Source organism: Stenotrophomonas maltophilia group sp. SKK55 (assembly GCF_057179845.1).
The window spans coordinates 93,071-109,028 of sequence record NZ_JBXUHP010000056.1; the positions used below are offsets into that span (position 1 = coordinate 93,071).

A 15,958-nucleotide genomic window follows, 5' to 3' on the forward strand; every position below is an offset into this window, starting at 1 on the left:
CATGATTCCCGCCTCCCTCGACAGCGGCCATCGCATGATTGCCGACACGCTGGCTGCGTTCCGTACCGGCCCCGCTCTGGGCAGCATCGCGCTGAGAGCGGCTCCGCAAGCGCGTCCTCCGCTCTATATCGGCATCGCCGGCGGCAGGCGGGCCGGCAAGGACACCCTCGCCAACGGACTGGCCTCGGCACTGGCACTACCCTGCGACAGCTTCGCCGCCCCGCTACGGCAGTTCGTCGCCTCCCTCCTCGGGTTGTCGCTGCGTGAACTGGACAACCGCAAGGAGGACGCCATCGACTGGCTGGCTGAATTCACTCCACGCCACCTGATGCAGGCCGCCGGCATCGAATGGGGGCGTGATCGCGTCCATCCCGAGCTGTGGGTACGTTCGCTGTTCGCACGCCTGCCAGCGGGCGGCCTGGTACCTGATGTCCGCTTCGCCAATGAAGCACATGCGATCCGCCGCCGCGGCGGTGTCGTGATCCGCGTCAACCGCCCGGGCCATGGTATCCATCAGACCCACACCAGCGAGCAGCCACTGCCCGATGAACTGATCGACATCGAGGTGAGCAACGACGGTAGCCAGGCCGATCTGGTACGCAGGACGCTGGACCAGCTGCTGTCGCGCGGCGTGATCTGAGCCTGGAGCAAGGCCGCGTTGCCCTGCCGCGTGCCCTGTCCCGCCCGCAGGTTCCGACCCATCGTCGGCGAAAATGATGTAAGGTCGTCCCCCATCACCGACGACACCTGTCGTCACCCCGCATCCCCAACCCCGTTCGCAAAGAGGAAATGCCATGGAGGTCGAACAGTTCACGTCGACGCGCCTGAAGGCCATCGAGTTGTTCAAGTCCCAGCCCAAGGGCGGCAAGGACACCGTGAGCCTGGACGCGATCTTCATCTCGCTGTGCTCGCAGGCCAACGCCCAGAGCGACGCCGGCAGCGCCAGGCAGGCACGGACCGCCGCACGCCCCGGCAGCCAGCAGCCGCCCGCGCCGTGGTTCACCGAAACCCTCGCTGCCTTGAAGGGCAAGGGCGAGTCGATCACCGTGGCGCGTTTCCTGATGTTCGCCAACCGCTTCCCGGTCAAGCGCATGGACCAGGTCAATGCCGCCCGCTGGCTGCGCGACGCGGGCTACATCCCGCGCAAGACCGGCGGCAACCTGGTGTTCGACCTTTGATCCAGCTCCACCTGCAGTTCTGAAGCCCCGGCATCGTCCGGGGCTTTTTCGTTTCAGGGCCCGCTCGCCTGCATGAGGACGGCCCACGGGGCGTCGTCCTCACCCTGTACCTGCCGCATCTCCTTGATCTGCTCTTCCTTCCGCCTTGTGAGGACCACGAGTACGAAAGGAGGGGAAAACATCGGTGGCAACAGCCAGCGGTTGCAAGGCATCACACCGCGCCCAGCAGCACTCCTCACCCGTCCTCGCGGCGCCGATGAATGTCTTCAGCACACACGGCCGAAAGTAGATGAAAGGTGTTGACTGAAGGGGCGGGGTGGCAACAGTGGAGATCAATGCCACTGACGACATCCTTCATGAACGCCCTGCCCGACAGCATCCAGACCCTGGCCGAGGTCATCGGCGAATCCGCAGCCCTCACGCTGGTGCGTGCATGGCCGCCGACCACCTCCAGCACCACCGGCCGCCACCGCGTCATCGTCTACGTTCCATCCACCCTGCCTGATCAGCATCGCCTGATCGACATCCTCGGCCACGACGTCGCCCAGCGGCTGGTCGCGCATTTCGGTGGCGAGCTGCTATTCCTGGCCTCCTGCTTTGCCGCCGGGGCGCACGAACGCCGCGATCAGATCGCGCGTGCCGTGGCCAGCGGCATGCCGCGCGAACATGTTGCACGTGAGTTCGGTGTCTCGCAGACCACCATCAAGCGCGCCCTGCGCGGTGCCCGCTCCGCGCCACCGCCGGCGGTCCACCCGGCCCTGCTCAAGGGATACGCGCGCGCATGAACGAAAGCGACCTGCTGGCCGGTGTACCGGACTGGGCCAAGTACCTGGGGGGAACCTCGGGCGTGCTGATCGCGGTATCGCTGTGGCTGCGCCAATGGTTGTCGTCGGCCAAGGTCGACCGTACCGCCGACGAAGCCACCAGCAACACGCTGCGCACCCTGCAGGAGCAGCTTGCCGCCGAACGCACCCGCGCCGACGGCCTGATGCACGAACGCGAGGCAATGGCACAGGAGATCGGCCAGCTGCGCGGCGAGGTCAGCGCCCTGCGCGCACAGATCGTCCAGCAGAGCGTGCAGATAGATGCGCTGCTCGCGCTGGTGCGCAAGCAGCCGGGAGCCGCCGCATGACGGCCGCCGCAGCCAGCGCCCTCGGCGGCGCCAATGTGGTCGCATTCCTGGACATGCTGGCCGTGTCCGAAGGCACCGACATCCCCAGCCAGCGCTCGCGTGACCGTGGCTACGACGTGATCGTCGGAGGCCAACTGTTCAACGACTACCGCGACCATCCCCGCGTGCTGGTGTCGCTGCCACGCTGTGGCATCAAATCCAGCGCCGCCGGCCGCTACCAGTTTCTTCGCAGCACCTGGGACGACCTGCGCGCGCGCCTCGGCCTGCCCGATTTCGGCCCGGTCTCGCAGGATCGCGCGGCGGTCGCCCTGCTTAGGCAGTGCGGGGCCTACGAGCTGATCCGGCTGGGACGTTTCGATGCCGCCATCACCGCGGCCCGGCGCATCTGGGCGTCGCTGCCCGGTGCCGGCTATGGGCAGAAGGAACATGCGCTGGAAACACTGCGCGTGGCCTACCACGCCGCCGGCGGAGCCCTGCAATGACGCCCCTCGCCCTGCGGTTCCGAATCGGCCTGCTGGTCCTAGCCGGAAGCCACGCAGGCTGCGCCTGGCTGGGGTGGACGCTACGGGACCGCAGCGCAGACCTCGCCGTTACCAGCACCCAGGCCGCACAGCAGGCATCGCGCGCTGATACGGCGCAGGCCGCCCATCAGCGGGACCTCGCCAACGCCCGCGCCGGTGCTCGGGCCGAATCGCAGCGCTTGGCCATGCAGACCCAGCGCACCCGGCAGTTCAACACCCTGCAACAGGACATCGAGACCCATGCCAAGACGCCTGGCCGTGATCGCGGCGACGCTGATGCTGAGTTCGTGCGCATCTGGCGCGAAGCCAACGCCGGCCGCGCCCTGCCTCGTTGATCTCAGCATCGCACCGGCGCAGTTGCGTGCGCCGGACGAGCTGCCAGACCTGCGGGCAGCTACTGATGATGCACTGCTGCGCAATCACGTTGCGGTCGCGCGGCAGTACCACGCGCTGGCCGATCAACTGCGAGCGCTGCTGTGCAGCCTCGGCAGTCAGCGCGGCATCACCCTCAACGGCTCGGCACCGGTAGCGCCTCCAGGCTGCGGCGTCGCCGCCGGCAACAACCACGGCGCCGCGCCGGCCTTCTGACCCCGCCGCGGGCGGCCACGCCTGCAATGCCGTGCCCATCCGGTGATGGCAACACTGGCTGCAGACCGCGCGTGCCACGCGGCCACGCCCTTCCACCATTCACTACATGAGCTGATATGGCGACTGACTCCCCCTCTCCGACGCTCGACACACTGCACGGCGCCATCGAAACCGCCATCCGCGCACGCTTTCCGGACTTCGCAACCGTCGAGTTCTATCGCGAGGCCAGCACCGAAGGCATGCCCACACCGGCCTGCCTGCTGGCACTGACCCGCTGTGACCGCAGCCGGGAAGGCAATGACGGCAGCGGACTGCTTCAGGCGGTACTGCGTTTCGAGGCACGCATCGTCGTGGCGGCCGGTAGCACCGCCGGCGCGCTGCAACTGCGCAATGCCGCGATTGCATTGGCCACCTGGCTGCACCAGCTCGGCCGCTTCCACGGTGCCTCCAGCGGTGCGATCGACGTAATCGCGGCCCTGCCCGAAGACGCCGCAACCGCACAGGCCGGCCTGCGCAGCTGGGTCGTCGAATGGTCACTGCCGGTCGCGCTGGGCGACAACGCCTGGGACGATGAAGGAGGCGTAGTGCCACAGGCGTCCTACAGCTTCGCGCCAGAGATCGGCCGTGCCCATGTAGCGCGCTACCAGCCCCTGCCGGAACGCGCACCATGAGCGCCGAACACGCACGTTTGATCGGCAACCTGCTGATGATCGGTGTGATACGCGAGCTGGACGAGGCGAATGGGCGTGTTCGCGTCGATGCCGACGGCATGCTCACCGACTGGATTCCCTGGCTGGAACGCCGGGCCGGACCCGGCGTGCGCAGCTGGTGTGCCCCCGAACCCGGCGAGCAGGTGGTACTCGCCTGTCCCTATGGCGACCCCGGCCAGGCACTCGTGCTCGGCAGCCTGTACCAGGACCGGTTCCCGGCGCCCGCCGACTCGCGACTGCGGCAGCGCACCGAGTACGCCGACGGCAGCATCGTCGAGTATGACCAGGAAACCGGCACGCTCAACGTCCATGTTGGCAGCGGCAAGGTCACTGTCACCTGTGCAAGTGCGCAGGTGATCGCCAGCGAATCGATCGTGCTCGATACGCCGTCGATCAAGGCGACTGGCAACCTGGACGTCACCGGCGCGATCAGTGCGGGCAAGGACATCAGCACACCCGCCGAGATCAAGGCAGGTGCCATCGGGCTGAAGGCACACACGCACACCGCGCAGGGGCCGACCGCTCCCACCACGCCGGCGCAGGCCTGATCGGCCACGCCTGCAATGCCCTGAATACCCGCACTCCACGACGATAGAGGCCATGCGAGGAATCGACGCCAACACCGGCAAATCACTGGATGGGCTCGCCCATCTGCACCAGTCCGTGCGTGACATTCTCACCACGCCCCTTGGCTCCCGCGTACTGCGCCGCGAATACGGCTCGCGCGTGTTCGAACTGATCGATGCGCCGACCAACCGTTCGCTGCGCATGGACCTGATCGCGGCCACCGTCGACGCGCTCGCGCGATGGGAACCGCGTCTCCACGTCGAGAACATCGACGTCTCCCTCCCCGCCCCCGGCGTGATGATCCTGGCAGTGACCGGAATCCACCTGCCCGACGGCGAGGCCATCACCATCGAAGGAATCGAGGTTCGCTAACCGTGGCATCCGGCTCGTTCACCAGTGTCAATCTGTCCCAGCTGCCTGCCCCGGCGGTCATCGAAGTGCTCGATTTCGAAGCCATGTTCGATGAATCGCTGACCGCGCTGCAGGCCCTGGATCCCACCTTCGACGCGCTGCTGCCGTCGGACCCGGCCTTCAAGATCCTCGAGGTCTGCACCTACCTGCGCCTGCTCGATCGCCAGCGGGTCAACGATGCAGCACGTGGCGTGATGCTGGCCTATGCCGTCGGCAACGATCTGGACCATCTGGCTGCGATCTTCGGCATCGCCCGCCAGGTGCTGGACCCCGGCAAGCCGCAGCAAGGCATCGCACCGCGTTACGAAAGTGACGAGGATTTCCGACGCCGCATCCAGCTGGGGCCGGAAGGCTTCAGTGTGGCTGGGCCGGAGGGTGCCTACATCTTCCACGCGCTGAGCGCCGACGCCCGTGTGCTGGATGCCAGCGCAACCAGTCCCTCCCCTGGCGAGGTAGTGGTTTCTGTGCTCTCACGCGAAGGCGACGGCACCGCTTCCCAGGGTCTGCTCGATATCGTCGACGCAAAGCTGAGTGCGGATGACGTGCGACCACTGACCGATCACGTAGTGGTTAAACCCGCTGCCATCATCAACTACACGGTCGACGCCGCACTTTTCACTTTTGCCGGCCCGGATTCGCAGGTGGTGCTGGCCGAAGCGCGCACCCGCCTTGACCGCTACATCAGCGAATCGCATCGGCTCGGCCGCGACGTCACCCGTTCGGGATTGTTCGCCGCACTGCATGCCGAGGGCGTGCAGCGCGTGGAGATCACCAACCCGGCCAAAGACATCGTGGTTGATCGTACCCAGGCCACGCACTGCACCAGCATCACGCTGACCCATGGCGGCAATGATGAGTGACGCTGCCACCCGCCTGATCGGCGCGCGTCTGAGCGGTGCCATCGATGGGCGAAACCGTACCTTCCGTCACCCCGGTGGTGCACTGGCAACCCTGCAGGCGGTGTACCGCACCGACCAGCAAGGACGGCAGCGGTTGCGCGATGTTGCCATCAGCGGCGCCACGGTCATCCTGTCGGCCGCCCCGGCACCCGGCACGCTGATCGAAGGCGATGCGCAGATCGCGGTTCCGGGTGCTCCCAACCTGCTGCCCCCTAATGCCACCCATGCCGAACGTGGACTGGCGCGCGCCATCGTCGCCCGTCCGCTGCCGGTAGACATCACCGCACTGTGGGACGCCGACCGCTGTCCGACCGCATTGCTGCCCTGGCTGGCCTGGGCCTTGTCCGTTGACGAATGGAAAGCGTATTGGCCGGAGACGGTGAAGCGTGCACGCGTACGCGCCGCGATCGCCATCCAGCGCCGCAAGGGCACCTGGGGCAGCGTGCGCGACGTGGTCGCCGCTTTTGGTGGCTCGATCCTGATCCGCGAATGGTGGGAGATGCAGCCGCAGGGTGCACCGCACACCTTCGAAGCGGTGATGACCATCGCCAACCAGGGCGGCGAGACCGCCACCGCCAAGTTCGTCGACGACGTGATCGGCGAGATCAGCCGGACCAAGCCGGTGCGATCGCACTTCACCTTCACCCAGGGCATGCAGGCCAGCGCCGGTATCGGTGCACTTGTCGGTGCCCAGGGCACCACCTTCCGCCGCATCCAACTGATCGGAGAGTAAACCCCGCATGCGCTTGAAAATCACCGACGCCGGCTTTGCCAAGCTGGTCAATCCACCCAACACCGGCACCAATGCCGTGCTGATCACCGAGATCGGCCTGACGTCCACGGCATTCACGCCGACGACGGGGCTGACCGCCCTGCCCGGCGAGATCAAGCGGGTCACCACTTTCGGCGGCAACGCCGTGGGAGATGACACGCTGCACGTCACGATCCGCGACGACAGCGCTACCGCCTACAGCCTGCGCGGCTTCGGCCTGTACCTGGGCGACGGCACGTTGTTTGCAACCTTCGGCCAGACCGATCCCATCATGGAGAAGACCGCAGCCTCGATGCTGCTGCTCTCCACCGATACCCGCTTCAGTGAAGTCGATACCGCGCTGATCGAATTCGGCAATGCCGAATTCATCTATCCCCCTTCCACCACCGAAGTGCAGGGCGTGGTCGAGTTGGCCACTACGACCGAGACCGAAGATGGTGCAGACACCCAGCGTGCGGTGACACCGCGCGGGCTGCGTGCCTTCATCGACAAGCGCTTTGGTGCCAGCGCCCCCACCCAGTTCGTGCGCACGCTGCTGTCGATCGCAACCGATGCCGCGTTCCGTTCCGCCCTGGGGCTGAAATCGGCAGCGTTGAAGGACGAGGGCGCCGACAAGGGCCTGGATGCCGATCTGCTCGATGGCAGGCACGGCAACCATTACCTGGACTGGCGCAACATGACCGGCGTGCCATCCAGCGTGCACGTGCCCGGACAGGTGATTCTGTTCGCCGGTGCCACTGCGCCCAACGGCATGCTGCTGTGCAATGGCGCCGCTGTTCCGCGTGCCAGCTATCCGGCACTGTTCGCCGCCATCGGTACCCGCTACGGCGCCGGTGATGGTGCGACCACCTTCAACCTCCCGGCAATGCAGGAAGGCACGGTGGTCACGCACACGCTGAACCCGGAAGCGGTCGGCAGCTTCACCCAGGGTGAAGTGATCCGCCATGCCCACGGTGCAAGCGCGGCAACAGCAGGCAACCACAGCCACGCCATTTCCGTGGGCGCAGGCGGCGCGCACTCCCACGGTGCCAGCGCCAGTGCCGTCGGTGACCACGCGCACGGTGCATGGACCGACTCGCAGGGCCACCATACGCATACCGGTGGCACCTCGTGGGCCGGCGACCACCAGCATGGAGGCGTTGTTCCCTCCAATCCTGCCCTCAACGGCTACGGCGTCTATCGCGAACGCGACAACGATGCGCTGTATCCGGACGGCGCCACAGCACCCGCCGGCGGTCACGCCCATAGCTTCAGCACCGACGGCGCAGGCGCACATGGCCACAACATCGGCATGAACGGCGCCGGCGGCCACTCGCACACCATTTCCATCGCCCAGGTCGGTGACCACGGCCATGCCGCGTCGGCCGCCGATGCCGGTGCACACACCCACACCATCGTGGTGGAGAACACCGGTGGCGACCGCAACCTGCCTGCCGGCCTGCGGATGATCTATTGCATCGCGTACTGAGGACATGAGCTTGCCTACTGAACCGCGCTTCGCGCACTCCTACGATCCCGATACCCGCGCCTACATGGGCAAGATCCGCCTGCAGCCTTCCCCGGACGGTACCTGGAACCTGCCCGACTTCACCGTGGACGTCACGCCTCGCCAAACTGCCGGCGAATACCAGGCACTGCGCTTGGCCGATGACGGCTCACGCTGGGAAACGGTGGCCGATTTCCGTAACCACATGCTGTGGGACACACGCACCGCGATGGCGATACCCAATCGCCTTGCGCTGGGCGAGCCGTTGCCCAAGGACGTGACCCTGTCCGAACCATTCAAGCTGGATGGCACCACCGCGCAATACAACGCGTGGAATGCCAGCCGCCGCGAATGGACGCTGCTGCCGGACTACAGCTCGCGACCGCTGTGGAACAAGCACGATGCCAGCTTCGCGACTCCCGTTTCCCGTGGGGTCGCGCTGCCGCCATCGGTCACCGATCTGGCACCGCCTGCAGATCGCAGCTACCCGGTCACCTTCGATGAAGCCCGTGCTGCCTGGGTGATGGTCACTGCCCCCGAACCCGACCCGGCCGCGCAACCGCAACCGCAACCGTGATTTCGGGCCACCGCTGCAATTAATCCAGCCGCGGCCAGATACGAACATGTCCCCATGCGGCGCAGATCGCGACCGCAGCACCCACCCAACCAAGGAAAAAACAACGCATGGCCGAATTTCTGCATGGCGTGCAGGTCGTCAACATCGATGGTGGTTCCCGCTCGATCGCTGTTGCCTCGACCAGCGTCATCGGCATCGTGGGCACCGCGCCCCGCGCCGACAAGATCGCCTTCCCCTACAACACTCCGGTCCTGGTGACCTCGCGTTCGCAGGCAGCCAAGCTGCTCGCCAACGCCGCAACCGAAGTCGATGAGGGCACCCTCCCGGGCCAGCTCGACGCCATCTTCGACCAGTCCAACGCGGTCGTCGTCGTCATCCGCGTCGAGAAGGGCGCCACCGAGAACGACACCCTGGCCAATGTGCTGGGCGGCGTGAACGCGCAGACCGGTGCCTACACCGGCGTGCATGCACTGCTGGCGGCAAAGTCGGTGGTGGGCATCAAGCCCCGCATCCTGGCGGTACCGGGCTTCACCCACACCCACGAAAAGCGCGATACCGAACTGCTGGCCAACCCGGTCGTGGCCGAACTGCTCGGCATTGCCGACAAGCTGCGCGCGGTGATCATCAAGGATGGCCCGAACAGCACCGACGACGCTGCCAAGAGCACCACCGCCCTGACCGGTTCCAAGCGCGTCTACGTGGTCGACCCGGCGCTGCTGGTGCAGTCCGGTGACGCCATCGTCACCCGCTATGCCTCCGGTGCCGTGGCCGGTGCCATTGCCCGCAGCGACAACGAACGCGGCTGGTGGGCATCGCCGTCCAACCTCGAGCTCAACGGCGTGGTCGGTACCGCACGTGCGATCGACTTCGGCCTGTCCGACGCGACCAGCCGCGCCAACCTGCTGAACCAGTCGAACGTGGCGACCATCATCCGCGAAGGTGGCTTCCGCCTGTGGGGCAACCGTACCGCCAGCAGCGACCAGAAGTGGCAGTTCCTGTGTGTGGTGCGCACTGCCGACATCATTGCCGACAGCCTCGAGGCCGCCCACCTGTGGGCCGTCGACCGCGGCATCAGCAAGACCTACGTCGACGACGTGCGTGAGGGTGTCAATGCCTTCCTGCGCGGCCTAAAGACCCAGGGCGCGATCCTCGGCGGCAACTGCTGGATCGACCCCGACCTGAACGCAGCGGACAGCGTGGCCCAGGGCCGCTTCTACTGGGACTTCGACTTCACCCCGACCTACCCGGGTGAGCAGCTGACCTTCCGCATGCACATGAACAACAACTACGTCTCGGAGATCTTCTAAGCATGGCGCGCAAGATCCGCAAAAACTTCAACTTCTACGTCGACGGCAAGGGCTATGCCGGCAGCGTGATGTCCTTCACCGCCCCCAAGCTGTCGCTGAAGACCGAGGACTTCCAGGCCGGCGGCATGCTGGCCCCGACCGAGATCGTGCTCGGCCATGACAAGCTGACCGCCGATGTCGAGTTCGCCTCCGACGACGCGGAGATCATGAGCAAGTTCCACGTCATCGAAAGCAAGGAATACGGCTTCACCGCCCGCGAAGCGCTGGAAGGCGATGACGGCGAAGTGACGCAGGTCGTGCACAACATGCGCGGCAAGGTGAAGCTGCTGGACCGTGGCGAAACCAAGGTCGGCGAGAAGGGCACGATCAAGGTCAACCTGGCGCTGAGCTACTACAAGCTGACCCATGGTGCCCAGGTCGTGCAGGAGATCGACGTGGTCAACATGATCGCCCGCCAGGGTGGCGTGGACGTGCTGGCCGGCATCCGCGGCGCACTGGGCATCTGAACCCTCGCCGCACTGAAGAACCCGGGGGCGCCTCGCGCCCCCGCATCCATCGCACCGCATCGCATTCCAGGAACGCATCCATGTCCAGCAAGACCAAGACCCCCATCGACACCGTCATCGAGCGCGATGGCTTCGCCGAGATCACCCTCACCCGCCCGCGCCAGGTCAACGGCATGGAAACCGCTGTGCTGCGCATGCGCGAACCGACCGTGGAAGACATGGAGCGCTACCAGGATGACAAGGGCAGCGACGCACAGCGCGAGGTGCGGATGATCGCCAACCTGTGCGAGGTCTCGCCGGAAGACGTGCGCAAGATGCCGCTGCGCGACTACGCACGACTGCAGGCAGGCGTCGCGCTTTTTACCACCTGACCCTGCCTCAGATCAGGCAGGGAGTGCTCGCCCTGGCCGGTCATACCGGCTGGGGCCTGCGCGAGATCATGACACTGCGGGTGTCGAAGTTCATCTGGTGGATTCAGGGATTGCCGGTACATGGCCAGTAACGTTCAAACGACAACGATCACGATCGGCGGCGAGGTGTCCAAGTCACTGAAGGACGCCTTCTCCTTTGCCAACGACGGTATCAAGCGCCTCGGCACCGAGGTGACCCTGCTGGATCGCAGGCTCGCGCGCATGAGTACGACCAGCAAGGAGTACGCCCGCATGCGTACCCAGGTCGATGCTCTGCGTGCCTCGCAGGTGGCGCTGGAGAGCATCGAAGCAAAGCGCGACGCCAACCTGGAGAAGCGCGGGAAGCTCGGCTCGGCATTTGGCGAGGCACGCGGCACGCTTGGCACGGCCGTTACCGCGCTGGCCAAGCCGGTCGAGAACGCCTCCGGCTTCGCCCGCCAGAACCAGCAGATCGGCGTGGCAGCCAACCTCAGCCGCGCCCAGGTCAGCGCACTGGGGCAGGCCATCCTGGAACAGTCGCGTGCAACCAACCAGGGCGCCGACGCGCTGCAGCGCTCGATCAGGCTGATGATCGACGCCGGCATGGATGCGCAGTCGGCCCAGGCCAGCCTCGGTGCTGTCGGGCGGACCACCACCGTCACCGGTGCCAGCATCGATGATGTGGCCCAGGCTGCGGCCGCCCTGCAGCAGTCGTTCGATATCGATCCCTCGCGCATGCAGAGCGCGCTGGATGTGCTGGTGGTCAACAGCCGGCAGGGCGGCCTGGGCCTGAAGGACATGGCCGCAGTGCTGCCTACCCTGGGTTCGTCGTTCGAAGCGATGAAGCTGCAGGGCACCTCGGCGACCGCCACCCTCGGCGCGGCCCTGCAGGCCACGCTGGACTCGGCCGGCGGCGCCGACAAGGCCGCCAGCAACATGAAGAGCTTCATGTCCGAGGTGCTCTCGCCGGACATTCAGGAGAAGGCCAAGAAGAGCCTGAACCTGGATCTGCGCAAGATCATCGGCGATGCACAGACCAGCGGCGGCAATCCCTTCGACGCTGCGATGCAGGGAATCATCCAGGCGACCGCGGGCGACCAGAAGAAGATCGGCACCCTGTTCAGCGATGCACAGGCGAAGAACTTCGTCCAGCCGATGATCGAGAACTGGGATACCTACATCCGCGTCCGCGACAAGGCCTTGAATGGATCGGCGGGTACCACCGATGCGGCGTATGCCGATGCGATGCAGACCGATCCGCAGAAAATCGAAGGCGCCAAGATCGCCGTGGACAACCTGTCCAAGGCCTTCGGTGCGGCCCTGCTGCCTGCAGTTGGCGAGGCCGCGGTCAAGCTGACCGAACTGTTGAACGGGGTCACCTCGTTCGTGCAGGAAAACCCGAAGCTGATCGCCAACACCACGCAGATCGTGGTCGGCATGCTGGGCATGCGCACGGCGGTGCTCGGCGCACGCTATGCCTGGACCTTCCTGCAGGGCCCGATCCTGGGCGTGCAGAAGGCCTTCCAGCTGTTCCGGGGTGGCAGCCTGCTGGCACAGATGGGGCGCTTCGGGCCGATGGCCATGCGCCTGGCGTCGGGCTTCCGTGTGGTTGCCACTGCGGTGGCGGCCATCGGTGGCGGGTCGATCACGATCGCCATCGCAGCGATCACCGCAGGCGCCATCCTGGTGCGCAAGTACTGGGAACCGATCGAGGCATTCCTGGGCGGCGTCTGGGACGGCCTGAGCGGTGCAGGCACCGCGGCGATGGGTGAACTGATGCGCGCGGTTGAACCACTGCGCCCCGCCTGGGAAGTCATGAGCGGGCTGATCGGCCAGGCGTGGGACTGGCTGTCGAAGATGCTTGCACCTGCACAGTACACCGGCAACGAACTGTCACGCGTTGCCCAGATCGGCAGCTTCCTCGGTACCGTTCTGATGGAAGGCCTGAGAATGAACATCCAGCTCATCAGCGGCTTGGTGCAGTACGTCGTCTGGATGGGCAACGTGTACACGACCGTCGCGAGCGGGATCGGCAGCGTATTGAGCATGATGTGGACCGCGATCAAGTCCGGTGCCGAATCCCTGTTCAACTGGCTCGTTCCGAAGCTGGATTTCCTCATGCCCTACGTCGAGAAGCTGATGGGGTTCGTCGAAGGAGGCATCGGCAAGGTCAGTGCGCTGGTCGGCAAGGGCCTGGACTTCGGGAAGGAGATGCTTGCCGGTGGTGCAGAAGCGATCGGCAACGGCATGGTGGGGTACACCAACATGCGCGCCGGCGGCCGAGGTGGCCTGGATGACGCCGTGGGCCTGGCCGGTGACGTCGCCACGCTGGACGGGCCGGGGGTGCGCAAGCGATGGGGAGGCATCAGCGAGGCCGCTCGGGGTCGTACCGCACCCGACATGCCATCGCCCTCCCCACGCGGCGTCACCACCGTGCAGCAACAACAGACCAATAACATCACCATCCACCAGCAACCCGGTGAATCCAGCGAATCGGTGGCACGTCGCACGGCCGACGAACTGCAGCGCCGCAACGCGGTTGCTGCCCGTGGCGGCCTGGCAGACAGGAACTAAGCATGAAGCGCGAGTTCGTAACCGCATCCATCGACAAGCTGTTGTCCAGTTTCCAGAGCAACGACTCCGGCAACGCCCCGGTGCTGCTGATGCTGGGCGGCTTCAAGTTCAGCCTCAACACCGCCGTGTTCCAGGAGATCCAGCAGAGCAACGAATATGGCTGGGCAGCCCAGGAGCGCATCGGGCAGATGGCCGCCCTGCAGTACACCGGCCCCGGCAAGGCCAGCATGACCTTGCCGGGCGTCATCCACTATGCGTTCCGGGGCGCCGGCAATGAGCTCTCGCAGCTGCGCAGGCTGGCGGCACAGGGCAAGCCACAGCGGCTGCTGACCGGCAAGGGCGGAAACCTGGGGCTGTGGGTCATCGACAAGATCGACGCCACCGCCTCCGGCTTCACCGTCGATGCGGGAATCCAGCGGCACGAATTCACCCTCTCCCTGCGGAAGCACAGCGATGGCACGAACGTATAACACCCGCGATGGCGACGTCGTTGACCGCATCGCGCATGCGCACTATGGCGAACAATCACCGGCCATTCTGCGCGCGATACTCGACGCCAACCCGGGCCTGGCCGCCCGCGGCGCGGTACTGCCTGCGGGCATCGCGATCACTCTGCCAGACGTGCAGCGCCCCGCCGGCGAACGCAAGGGGATCGCACTGTGGGACTGAACATCACACCGGCATTCCGCGTGGTGGCCAACAGCCAGGACATCACCGACAAGATCATGTCGCGCTTCAAATCACTGCGTATCACCGACGAGACCGACAACAACTCGGACATGCTGGAGCTGCAGCTGGCCGACCATGATCCGTCCGATCCGATCCAGCTGCCGCCGGCAGGCGCGGAGCTGGAAGCCTTCATCGGCTATGACGGCGAAGTGCGGCGCATGGGCCTGTACATCTGCGATGAGGTGGAGATTTCCGGCTACCCGGGCAGCATGACCCTGCGCGCGCGCGCCGCACCGTTCGAGGCCAGCAAGGGCGGCAAGAACGATCTGCAGACGCAGAAGACGCGCACCTGGAAGAAGGGCACGACGATCGGCGGCATGGTCCAGCGCATGGCCGGCGAGCACGGACTCAGCGCGGCCGTGAGCGGATCGCTGGCGTCGATCGCACTGCCGCTGACAGTGCAGTCGCAGGAGTCGGACATGAATCTGCTGCTGCGCCTGGCCAAGCAGCATGATGCCATCGCCAAGCCGGGCGGCGGCCGCCTGATGTTCGTCAAGCGCGGCGAATCCACCAGTGCCAGCGGTGAGCGCATTCCCGACGTCACCCTGACCCCGGCCGATGGCAGTGGCTACAAAGTGAGCATCGTCTCACGCGAGAAGACCGGCACCACCATTGCCTACTATCGCGATGTACGCGGTGCCAAGCGCCAGGAAGTAAAGCTGGGCAGCGGTGAACCGATCGTGCGCCTGCGCATGGCGTACGCCGACCGCGAAGCCGCCGAAGCCGCAGCGCGCGCCAAGCACCAGGAACAGGCCCGGCAGACGCGTACGCTGAGCTACACCCTGCCCGGCCGCGAGACGCTGATGGCCGAAGCCACGGTGGTGATGCAGGGCTTCCGCGATGGCGTGGATGGGCAGTGGCTGGTCAAGCGCGCCGAGCACAACATCAGCCACGACGGCTACGTGACCAGCATCGAGTGCGAACAACCCAACAGCGCCGACGCAGTGAAGGCGGCCCGCAGTGCCGCGGCCACCGAAGGCGAGCAGGTCGGCAGCGAGGTGTAGATCCACGCCATGCGTGGATGCGCTTCCCGCATCAACTCACGTACTGCGCTACCCCGTTGCCGAACGACCAGTTCTCCTTTTTCACCTCCACCAGATTGATGAACACATCCTCGCGGCGGATGCCCACCGCCGCATGCAGCCCATCGGCGATGCCGGCGTACAGCGCCTTTTTCTGCTCGAGCGTGCGCCCTTCGTTCCAGGTGATCTGGATGCAAATGAAGTCGTCGGTGCGGTCCACGCCCAGGTAGCCGGGATCGTAGATCAGCGTGCCGGGCGCGTGTTCCTGGAATATCTGGAAGCGATCGTTTTCCGGCACGCCCACCGCGCGCATGGCCTGGTAGATGGTGTCGCCGACGCGTTGCAGGTAGTCGGCGGATTTACCTTTGCGAAGATCGATGCGGGCGAGCGGCATGGTGGCACTCCAGAGTGGATGGGCACGGCAACGGGCTGAGACTACGCCTGCCCGGGGCGGTGGGATAGCGCAGGAATGGAACCTTCTGGCTCCATGCGTGGCATGGTCCCGCCTCCGCCGCGCGGGATGACGCGATTGCCATGGTGGCATCCCTCCGGAGTCGTCATGTGCACGGTCGGCAGGGGCGGCGATGCGC

General features: G+C 66.0%; 22 protein-coding genes. 20 read left to right on the forward strand and 2 right to left on the reverse strand.

All coding sequences use genetic code 11. The features are described 5' to 3' along the window. The first annotated feature begins 1 nt into the window (after position 1). The 5 genes from AC2A1N_RS17130 to AC2A1N_RS17150 all read left to right on the forward strand — a co-directional run bounded on the left by AC2A1N_RS17130 (position 2) and on the right by AC2A1N_RS17150 (position 2,792). A complete protein-coding gene (locus tag AC2A1N_RS17130) occupies positions 2–640 on the forward strand; it encodes a deoxynucleotide monophosphate kinase family protein (RefSeq protein WP_061479757.1) in 639 nt (212 codons plus the stop codon). 154 nt (positions 641–794) lie between these two features. Further along, complete coding sequence (locus tag AC2A1N_RS17135) at positions 795–1,178, forward strand: hypothetical protein (protein ID WP_061479756.1); 384 nt, start codon at positions 795–797, stop codon at positions 1,176–1,178. Between the two features lie 356 nt (positions 1,179–1,534). Continuing rightward, positions 1,535–1,963, forward strand: a complete 429-nt coding sequence (locus AC2A1N_RS17140) for a Mor transcription activator family protein (RefSeq protein WP_232460607.1) — start codon at positions 1,535–1,537, stop codon at positions 1,961–1,963. After that, positions 1,960–2,310, forward strand: coding sequence for a hypothetical protein (locus tag AC2A1N_RS17145; RefSeq protein WP_057501923.1), 351 nt, complete (start codon positions 1,960–1,962; stop codon positions 2,308–2,310). The genes AC2A1N_RS17140 and AC2A1N_RS17145 overlap by 4 nt, the downstream gene beginning before the upstream one ends. Next, positions 2,307–2,792: a glycoside hydrolase family 24 protein gene (locus AC2A1N_RS17150; RefSeq protein WP_061479754.1), complete on the forward strand. Its 486-nt coding sequence runs from the start codon at positions 2,307–2,309 to the stop codon at positions 2,790–2,792. Before AC2A1N_RS17145 ends, AC2A1N_RS17150 begins: the two co-directional genes overlap by 4 nt. An 80-nt stretch (positions 2,793–2,872) precedes the next feature. Here AC2A1N_RS17150 and AC2A1N_RS17155 read toward each other — a convergent pair whose 3' ends face one another. Continuing rightward, entirely contained in the window at positions 2,873–3,073 is a 201-nt protein-coding gene (locus AC2A1N_RS17155) for a hypothetical protein (protein ID WP_156476667.1), read from the reverse strand. Here AC2A1N_RS17155 and AC2A1N_RS17160 point away from each other — a divergent pair. From AC2A1N_RS17160 to AC2A1N_RS17230, 15 genes are all read left to right on the forward strand, one after another. Then, entirely contained in the window at positions 3,072–3,419 is a 348-nt protein-coding gene (locus AC2A1N_RS17160) for a hypothetical protein (RefSeq protein WP_242891790.1), read from the forward strand. The genes AC2A1N_RS17155 and AC2A1N_RS17160 overlap by 2 nt on opposite strands. A gap of 116 nt (positions 3,420–3,535) precedes the next feature. Next, positions 3,536–4,090, forward strand: a complete 555-nt coding sequence (locus tag AC2A1N_RS17165; RefSeq protein ID WP_484372979.1) for a hypothetical protein — start codon at positions 3,536–3,538, stop codon at positions 4,088–4,090. Beyond that, positions 4,087–4,677: a phage baseplate assembly protein V gene (locus tag AC2A1N_RS17170; RefSeq protein WP_242891794.1), complete on the forward strand. Its 591-nt coding sequence runs from the start codon at positions 4,087–4,089 to the stop codon at positions 4,675–4,677. Before AC2A1N_RS17165 ends, AC2A1N_RS17170 begins: the two co-directional genes overlap by 4 nt. A gap of 52 nt (positions 4,678–4,729) precedes the next feature. After that, entirely contained in the window at positions 4,730–5,068 is a 339-nt protein-coding gene (locus tag AC2A1N_RS17175) for a GPW/gp25 family protein (protein ID WP_049444104.1), read from the forward strand. Positions 5,069–5,070: 2 nt separating this feature from the next. Further along, entirely contained in the window at positions 5,071–5,967 is an 897-nt protein-coding gene (locus AC2A1N_RS17180) for a baseplate assembly protein (protein ID WP_049444103.1), read from the forward strand. Next, complete coding sequence (locus tag AC2A1N_RS17185) at positions 5,960–6,739, forward strand: phage tail protein I (RefSeq protein ID WP_061480687.1); 780 nt, start codon at positions 5,960–5,962, stop codon at positions 6,737–6,739. The genes AC2A1N_RS17180 and AC2A1N_RS17185 overlap by 8 nt, the downstream gene beginning before the upstream one ends. A gap of 7 nt (positions 6,740–6,746) precedes the next feature. Beyond that, positions 6,747–8,246, forward strand: a complete 1,500-nt coding sequence (locus AC2A1N_RS17190) for a tail fiber protein (protein WP_061480688.1) — start codon at positions 6,747–6,749, stop codon at positions 8,244–8,246. 4 nt (positions 8,247–8,250) lie between these two features. Then, entirely contained in the window at positions 8,251–8,841 is a 591-nt protein-coding gene (locus AC2A1N_RS17195) for a hypothetical protein (RefSeq protein ID WP_061480689.1), read from the forward strand. 107 nt (positions 8,842–8,948) lie between these two features. Beyond that, entirely contained in the window at positions 8,949–10,148 is a 1,200-nt protein-coding gene (locus tag AC2A1N_RS17200; protein ID WP_061480690.1) for a phage tail sheath C-terminal domain-containing protein, read from the forward strand. Between the two features lie 2 nt (positions 10,149–10,150). Beyond that, a complete protein-coding gene (locus AC2A1N_RS17205) occupies positions 10,151–10,654 on the forward strand; it encodes a phage major tail tube protein (RefSeq protein ID WP_010483789.1) in 504 nt (167 codons plus the stop codon). An 80-nt stretch (positions 10,655–10,734) separates the two neighbouring features. Continuing rightward, positions 10,735–11,025 (forward strand): phage tail assembly protein, encoded by a 291-nt coding sequence (locus tag AC2A1N_RS17210; protein ID WP_010483792.1) that lies wholly within the window; start codon positions 10,735–10,737, stop codon positions 11,023–11,025. A gap of 120 nt (positions 11,026–11,145) precedes the next feature. Beyond that, positions 11,146–13,617 (forward strand): phage tail tape measure protein, encoded by a 2,472-nt coding sequence (locus AC2A1N_RS17215; protein ID WP_484372984.1) that lies wholly within the window; start codon positions 11,146–11,148, stop codon positions 13,615–13,617. Between the two features lie 2 nt (positions 13,618–13,619). After that, the gene (locus tag AC2A1N_RS17220; RefSeq protein ID WP_049410185.1) at positions 13,620–14,087 is read left to right on the forward strand and encodes a phage tail protein; all 468 of its coding nucleotides are present in this window, start codon (positions 13,620–13,622) and stop codon (positions 14,085–14,087) included. Then, positions 14,071–14,286, forward strand: a complete 216-nt coding sequence (locus AC2A1N_RS17225; RefSeq protein WP_010483798.1) for a tail protein X — start codon at positions 14,071–14,073, stop codon at positions 14,284–14,286. The genes AC2A1N_RS17220 and AC2A1N_RS17225 overlap by 17 nt, the downstream gene beginning before the upstream one ends. Then, complete coding sequence (locus AC2A1N_RS17230; RefSeq protein ID WP_049410183.1) at positions 14,277–15,350, forward strand: phage late control D family protein; 1,074 nt, start codon at positions 14,277–14,279, stop codon at positions 15,348–15,350. The genes AC2A1N_RS17225 and AC2A1N_RS17230 overlap by 10 nt, the downstream gene beginning before the upstream one ends. Before the next feature lie 31 nt (positions 15,351–15,381). On the opposite strand, the gene AC2A1N_RS17235 is transcribed toward AC2A1N_RS17230, so the two are convergent. Continuing rightward, a complete protein-coding gene (locus AC2A1N_RS17235; protein WP_061480692.1) occupies positions 15,382–15,762 on the reverse strand; it encodes a tautomerase family protein in 381 nt (126 codons plus the stop codon). Between the last annotated feature and the right edge of the window lie 196 nt (positions 15,763–15,958).

What these genes read in the sequence shown, in the direction of transcription:
- AC2A1N_RS17130 (WP_061479757.1), top strand. Translation starts at nt 2, where the DNA reads ATGATTCCCGCCTCCCTCGACAGCGGCCATCGCATGATTGCCGACACG.
- AC2A1N_RS17135 (WP_061479756.1), top strand. Translation starts at nt 795, where the DNA reads ATGGAGGTCGAACAGTTCACGTCGACGCGCCTGAAGGCCATCGAGTTG.
- AC2A1N_RS17140 (WP_232460607.1), top strand. Translation starts at nt 1,535, where the DNA reads ATGAACGCCCTGCCCGACAGCATCCAGACCCTGGCCGAGGTCATCGGC.
- AC2A1N_RS17145 (WP_057501923.1), top strand. Translation starts at nt 1,960, where the DNA reads ATGAACGAAAGCGACCTGCTGGCCGGTGTACCGGACTGGGCCAAGTAC.
- AC2A1N_RS17150 (WP_061479754.1), top strand. Translation starts at nt 2,307, where the DNA reads ATGACGGCCGCCGCAGCCAGCGCCCTCGGCGGCGCCAATGTGGTCGCA.
- AC2A1N_RS17160 (WP_242891790.1), top strand. Translation starts at nt 3,072, where the DNA reads ATGCCAAGACGCCTGGCCGTGATCGCGGCGACGCTGATGCTGAGTTCG.
- AC2A1N_RS17155 (WP_156476667.1), bottom strand. Translation starts at nt 3,073, where the DNA reads ATGGGTCTCGATGTCCTGTTGCAGGGTGTTGAACTGCCGGGTGCGCTG.
- AC2A1N_RS17165 (WP_484372979.1), top strand. Translation starts at nt 3,536, where the DNA reads ATGGCGACTGACTCCCCCTCTCCGACGCTCGACACACTGCACGGCGCC.
- AC2A1N_RS17170 (WP_242891794.1), top strand. Translation starts at nt 4,087, where the DNA reads ATGAGCGCCGAACACGCACGTTTGATCGGCAACCTGCTGATGATCGGT.
- AC2A1N_RS17175 (WP_049444104.1), top strand. Translation starts at nt 4,730, where the DNA reads ATGCGAGGAATCGACGCCAACACCGGCAAATCACTGGATGGGCTCGCC.
- AC2A1N_RS17185 (WP_061480687.1), top strand. Translation starts at nt 5,960, where the DNA reads ATGAGTGACGCTGCCACCCGCCTGATCGGCGCGCGTCTGAGCGGTGCC.
- AC2A1N_RS17190 (WP_061480688.1), top strand. Translation starts at nt 6,747, where the DNA reads ATGCGCTTGAAAATCACCGACGCCGGCTTTGCCAAGCTGGTCAATCCA.
- AC2A1N_RS17195 (WP_061480689.1), top strand. Translation starts at nt 8,251, where the DNA reads ATGAGCTTGCCTACTGAACCGCGCTTCGCGCACTCCTACGATCCCGAT.
- AC2A1N_RS17200 (WP_061480690.1), top strand. Translation starts at nt 8,949, where the DNA reads ATGGCCGAATTTCTGCATGGCGTGCAGGTCGTCAACATCGATGGTGGT.
- AC2A1N_RS17205 (WP_010483789.1), top strand. Translation starts at nt 10,151, where the DNA reads ATGGCGCGCAAGATCCGCAAAAACTTCAACTTCTACGTCGACGGCAAG.
- AC2A1N_RS17210 (WP_010483792.1), top strand. Translation starts at nt 10,735, where the DNA reads ATGTCCAGCAAGACCAAGACCCCCATCGACACCGTCATCGAGCGCGAT.
- AC2A1N_RS17215 (WP_484372984.1), top strand. Translation starts at nt 11,146, where the DNA reads ATGGCCAGTAACGTTCAAACGACAACGATCACGATCGGCGGCGAGGTG.
- AC2A1N_RS17220 (WP_049410185.1), top strand. Translation starts at nt 13,620, where the DNA reads ATGAAGCGCGAGTTCGTAACCGCATCCATCGACAAGCTGTTGTCCAGT.
- AC2A1N_RS17225 (WP_010483798.1), top strand. Translation starts at nt 14,071, where the DNA reads ATGGCACGAACGTATAACACCCGCGATGGCGACGTCGTTGACCGCATC.
- AC2A1N_RS17235 (WP_061480692.1), bottom strand. Translation starts at nt 15,762, where the DNA reads ATGCCGCTCGCCCGCATCGATCTTCGCAAAGGTAAATCCGCCGACTAC.